This window comes from Arsukibacterium sp., assembly GCF_033722355.1.
Taxonomy (GTDB): domain Bacteria; phylum Pseudomonadota; class Gammaproteobacteria; order Enterobacterales; family Alteromonadaceae; genus Alishewanella.
This window is the reverse complement of record NZ_JAWVZF010000176.1, coordinates 1-5,483: the sequence shown is the minus strand read 5'-3', so window position 1 is coordinate 5,483 and position 5,483 is coordinate 1. Positions and strand designations below refer to the sequence as shown.

Annotated in this window: 4 protein-coding genes; 3 read left to right on the top strand and 1 reads right to left on the bottom strand. The window is 49.7% G+C overall.

Annotation, left to right across the window (positions count from 1 at the left end; genetic code table 11):
• Nucleotides 1-2,653: VPS10 domain-containing protein (locus R3177_RS12850; RefSeq protein WP_318971429.1), on the bottom strand; the 2,653-nt coding region annotated here is incomplete at its 3' end.
• A 190-nt stretch (nucleotides 2,654-2,843) separates the two neighbouring features.
• On the opposite strand from R3177_RS12850, the gene R3177_RS12845 reads away from it, so the two are divergent.
• The 3 genes from R3177_RS12845 to R3177_RS12835 all read left to right on the top strand — a co-directional run bounded on the left by R3177_RS12845 (nucleotide 2,844) and on the right by R3177_RS12835 (nucleotide 5,354).
• Nucleotides 2,844-3,713, top strand: coding sequence for a TonB-dependent receptor plug domain-containing protein (locus R3177_RS12845; protein WP_318971428.1), 870 nt, complete (start codon nucleotides 2,844-2,846; stop codon nucleotides 3,711-3,713).
• Between the two features lie 31 nt (nucleotides 3,714-3,744).
• A complete protein-coding gene (locus tag R3177_RS12840) occupies nucleotides 3,745-4,749 on the top strand; it encodes a TonB-dependent receptor domain-containing protein (RefSeq protein WP_318971427.1) in 1,005 nt (334 codons plus the stop codon).
• Nucleotides 4,750-4,823: 74 nt separating this feature from the next.
• Nucleotides 4,824-5,354: a PepSY-associated TM helix domain-containing protein gene (locus tag R3177_RS12835; protein WP_318971426.1), complete on the top strand. Its 531-nt coding sequence runs from the start codon at nucleotides 4,824-4,826 to the stop codon at nucleotides 5,352-5,354.
• Nucleotides 5,355-5,483: the final 129 nt, after the last annotated feature.

Genomic DNA, 5,483 nt, shown 5'->3' with positions numbered 1-5,483 from the left:
CCTTGCTGACCTTTACTACTGCACTTTGCGGGGCAAAGGTCATATCCCAGGTAATCCGATGCAGGCCTTTTTTGGTGTCGCCGGCAACGCGGTTGATCACTTGCTGTTGGCTATCGGTGATCTCGATATACACAGCCGGTTTGGCGGCGTCATTTTCTGCTTCAATGGTCTCCCAGTCCGGATATTTAGGATACTTCTGTTCCTTAACCATTTTCTTCTCGGCTTGCTGGCGTTTTTCCTGGTCGGTCAGCAGGCTGTCTTTCAGATAGTAGGTCAGCGTTGCACCGTGTGGCGGATTTTCAGCAACATACTGATCATCGCCATCGGTGTCGGCATGATTTTCATCAAGCCTGAACCACTTTACCGGCCGGCTGGGCGCGAACAGCAGGGCATCTTGTTCCAATGCTTTTGGCGTTAAGGCACGTAACGGCGCATAGTCATCCAGGATGTAGATACCGCGCCCAAAGGTGCCGGCGACTAAATCGTTTTCACGCCGCTGAATTTGTACATCACGGGTAGAAATTGTTGGTATCCCGCCGTCAAGTTCAAGCCATTCTTTGCCGCCATCGACAGTGAAAAATACCCCAAACTCTGTGCCGATAAACATCAGATCCTGGTTGATATGATCTTGCACAATACGCCAGACCAGGTGTTTCTCCGGCAGGCTGGCAGCGAGTGATGTCCATTTACGACCTAAATCAGTAGATTTGATTAAGTAAGGCTTAAAATCACCGTATTTGTGATTATCTAATGCCACGTAAACCGTATTGGGATCGAATAAATCAGCACGGATATCGTTTACATAGGCGGTGGCAGGCACGCCTTTTATATCGTCCAGCTCAATTTTTTTCCAATTTTTGCCCCCGTCTGTGGTTACCTGGATCAGACCGTCATCGGTACCTGCCCACAAAATGTTCTGATCAACCGGGCTTTCAGCAAAATTGGCAATAGTGTGATACTCAGACATTGCATAAAGATCCCAACCGGCTTCAACTGACCAGGTGCGGCCCATGACAGGCAGGTGCATCCGATTACCGTTTTTGGTCAGGTCAGCCGATACCGCTACCCAGCTATCGCCGCGATCATCAGAGCGCCAGACACGTTGTGACGCAAAATACAGCCGTTTCGGATCGTGGGATGACACATTGATCGGTGCATCCCAGTTATATCGCTCGGCTGGCTCACCCGGACGGGGTTGCGGCTGAATGTACACATTCTCTTTGGTTTTTAAATCCCGCCGTGCCAGGTTGCCCTGTTGCCACTGGGAATACATGATATTGGGGTTACCGGGCTCAATGGCTGGCTGATGCCCATCGCCGCCAAGGGTTAAAAACCAGTCTTTATTTTTAATACCCTCACTGCGATTAGTGCGTGAAGGTCCGCCCTGGGTCGAGTTGTCCTGGGTACCCCCATAAATGGTATAAAACGGTTCAGCGTCGTCCACGGCAATTTTATAAAATTGGGTAAGCGGCAGGTTAGCAATAAAACGCCACTTTGCCATACGGTCATGTGACATATAAATCCCGCCATCAGACCCCATCAGGACAAAATCGGGATCGGTCGGGTGAAACGCCATGGCATGGTCATCAACATGTTTGCGTTCTGTATTAATAGGTGTCCAGGTTTTGCCACCATCGTCTGACACTTTGCTGTAATTACTGGCAATGTAAACGCGGTCAAACTGATGTGGGTCGGCGAAAATTTCCTGATAGTAGTGGGGTCCCGTTCCGCCGCCGACTTCATCTGACACGCGCTGCCAGCTTGCGCCGCGATTTTCAGAGCGGTAAAAGCCACCCTTGCGATTATCGGTTTCGATTGTTGCGTATAATACGTCTGGTTTCATTGGCGAAATGGCTAAACCAATCTTACCCATATTGCCCTCTGGTAACCCCGTTTCGAGTTTGGTCCAGCTGTTACCGCCATCATCAGAGGTGTGAATGCCAGCAGCTGCGCTGGTACCAACATAACTTGCAACAGTGCGCTGACGTGACCAGGTCGCAGCATAAAGTTTATCGGGATTTCGCGGATCAAGCAGCAATGAGGTGACGCCGGTCCATTCGTCCTGTGGCGCTAATACCCGTGCCCAGGTTTCACCACCATCAACGGTTTTATACAGTCCCCGCTCACCGCCCTTTGACCACAACGGACCTTGTACTGACACCCATACGATATCAGAATTTTGCGGGTGAATGATAATGTCTGATATCCGCTCAGATTTCTTAAGCCCCATATTTTTCCAGGTCTTACCGCCATCCAGTGATTTGTATACGCCATCACCAAAACTGATATGCCGCCCGCCACTGTTTTCACCAGTACCTACCCAGATGATATTAGGGTTATTTGGATCTATGGTGACATCACCGGTGGAGTAAACCGACTCCTCGTCAAAAATAGCTGTCCAGGTTGTTCCTGAATTAGTTGTTTTCCATACGCCGCCTGAACCAACGGCTGTGTACCAGGTGGAGGGGTTAGTTTGATCAACGGCAATATCTGCAATACGGCCCGACATATATGCCGGGCCGATGTTGCGAAATTCTAATGCATTAAAGGTCTTTTTACTGAAAACCGCGTCGTCTGACTCTTCTGCAGCCAGACAGACCCCGCTGGATACACACAAGGTAGTGAGCAAGGCGACTTTAGATAGAAAATTCATAGGTTCCCCGGGTTGTAATTGTAATTATTTATTTAGCATTAACCTGATTAAAGCGAATAGACCGGCTGTTCAACGGCTTTTCGTCAGCCAAGCCGAAATATGCGTCAGAAAACATACAGCATACTGCTGACTTGTTTATACTGCTGACTTAAGCATAGCCATTCTTGTTGCATAATTAATAGCCTGTTCGATGCCCAGACTTCTTTATTACTTATTAGTAATGCCCTGCTGTCTTATTGCAGCACAGGTTTATGCAGACAATGTCGAAGACATCCTGAGGATCGAAGTGATGGGCCGGGCGCCCAATGTGCAGCATGCCGCGACAGAGGTATTGGCGGTAACCAATAGCATCGACCAGACGCACGTTAGTACCGATAGTCTGGCTTCACTGCTGCAGGATTTACCGATGGTCAATCTGAGCGGGCAGGGTGGGCTGTTGCAAAGCGTCAACATTCGCGGATCGGCACGCTGGCGGGTGCAAACGCTGGTAGAAGGCATACCAATCCACACTGACCGCCGTGCCGGCAGCGCGGCGGAGTTTTTGTCGCCCTCTATGGTAGGTCAGGCGAGGGTTTATCCAGCGGTCGCGTCAACTCAGCTGGGCGCCGGTGCTATTGGCGGTAGCATCGATTTTACCTTGCATATACCGCAATCACCTGGTCTGGCATTGCGCTATGGCACCAATAACAACTATCGCGAAGTGCTTGTTAGCGGCGAACATGCGGCCAGCAATGTCAGTTGGATGATTAATCATCAACATGCGAATAACAGTAAAGATGGCAATTCAAAGCCGATCCAGGATCGGTTTGAACAACATAGTCTGGTCGTGCGCAAACAATCTGAACGCGACAAGCTCCGCGATGCGTTATTGCTTTATTCTGCGGCAAATAATGTCGCCAAGGCGAGTGCTGATAATCCGTCAAGCCGTTTTACCCTTTACCCGGAAAACGAGCATACGCTGGCAAAAATCGTTTTTGACTGGCACAACGCCACGGTATATGCCCATAACTCACAACTGACTACTGACTACTCATATTACCCGTCCGTCACGGCGGTTTAATGCGCTAAACAGCACAGCGCTTAATACCGGCATGCATATCAGCAACACCCTGGCGCTTGCGGCAGCAGAAGACTGGGCTATGTATTGGCGTACAGGCGTTGACGCCCGTCTTGGTGTGCAGGTTGATGAGCGGGAGGCCATATCAGTTGCCGCTCCTTCGGTATTCGACCAGCGTATTCTGGATGCGCAGCAATGGGAGCTTTATGGCGCGGCAGATATCAGCAAAAGGTTATCGTCAGGCCTGTTGGCGGCGGGGACGCGGTTGTCGTCTACCACGCAAAGCAGTAATTTAAGCAATAGTACTGAACAAGAAAGCGGCGTTAGTGCCTTTGTAGGCTATCGTCATGCACTATCGCCGACCTGGGCGCTATCAGGCTACATAAGTCATGGCTATCGGGTGCCCAGTCTGACTGAGCGTTTTTACCGCGGAGAAACACCCAGGGGGCAGGTGTTAGGTGATCCGGATTTACGTTCAGAGCACGCCAACAATGTAGATGTATCACTGCATTATAAAGCGCTGTCGTCAGCGTTTTATCTGTCAGTATTTCAGCACGACATTCAACATTATATCGAGCAAATCACCCTGTCGCCGAGCCTGCAGCAATATAGAAACCTTGATCGGGCAAAAATTGCCGGTGTGAACTATCAGCTGAGCCATAAGTTTTCTGCTGTCGGTTTTGATGTTGAACTGAAACTGGGCGGCCAATGGTTGACGGGTGAAGATAATACCGGTGCGCCCATTGCTGACATTGTGCCGGCACAGCACAGAATGTCGCTGTCAGTGTATGCAGGAAACAGTGAAGGATTTGTAGCACTGACGCATCGCAGTGCATCTGATGATAGCGTACCTGGAGAGCTGCCGACAAACAGTGTTAATGTACTTAGTATCGGTTACAACTATGCGCTGACACCGGCATGGCAGCTGTCGCTCAATGTCACTAATATTACTGATGCGTATTATGTGACATCCCGAGACGATCTTGCGCCATATGCCCGCGGCCAGCAGTGGGTGTTCGGTACCGAGTATCAATTTTAGATATTTTGTTTGCTGCAGCATGCTTTGTGAGCGCCGGGCAACATTTTCATTTTAATTATAAAAGGGTCTTAGCAGTGCATCCTAAACTACGTCAGCTTAGCCGTCAGCTTCATTTATGGTTTGCTCTGGCAATTATCATCCCATCACTGATTGTGTTTGGCAGTGGCATTCTGCTGCAAGTTAAAAAGCAATTTGATTGGGTGCAACCGCCGACAATGACAGGCACGAGCACAGCGCCCGCTATTAGTTTTCAACAAATATTACAGGTTGCTCAGTCTGTGCCGGAACTTGAGGTGAGCGAATGGCAACAGATTGATCGCATTGATGTTCGGCCCGACAAAGGCATTATGAAAGTCGTCGCCAGCAACCGCTGGGAAGCGCAAATTGATGCCCGAACAGGTGATATTCTGCATGTCGCATACCGCCGTTCCGACATCATTGAATCGATCCATGATGGCAGCTGGTTTGCAGAGTCTGCCAAGCTCTGGCTGTTTTTGCCTGCCGGCATTCTGCTGTTTCTGATGTGGTGCAGCGGTGCGGTACTATTGGTTACTACATTAAAAAGCAAACTTAAAAAACGCAGTGCCCGCGTATTACGTTCATAAGCGCTCAGAGGCAACCTTTCCAGGCGGCCAGAGCGTCGGGCTTGGGTCTTTCGTGATACTTACCCTTTAAGCTCTTTTGGCCCGTGACAACTTGCTGCTGGCACTTTATTTACTCAATGTTTTGGATCT

What these genes read in the sequence shown, in the direction of transcription:
- R3177_RS12845 (WP_318971428.1), top strand. Translation starts at nt 2,844, where the DNA reads ATGCCCAGACTTCTTTATTACTTATTAGTAATGCCCTGCTGTCTTATT.
- R3177_RS12840 (WP_318971427.1), top strand. Translation starts at nt 3,745, where the DNA reads ATGCATATCAGCAACACCCTGGCGCTTGCGGCAGCAGAAGACTGGGCT.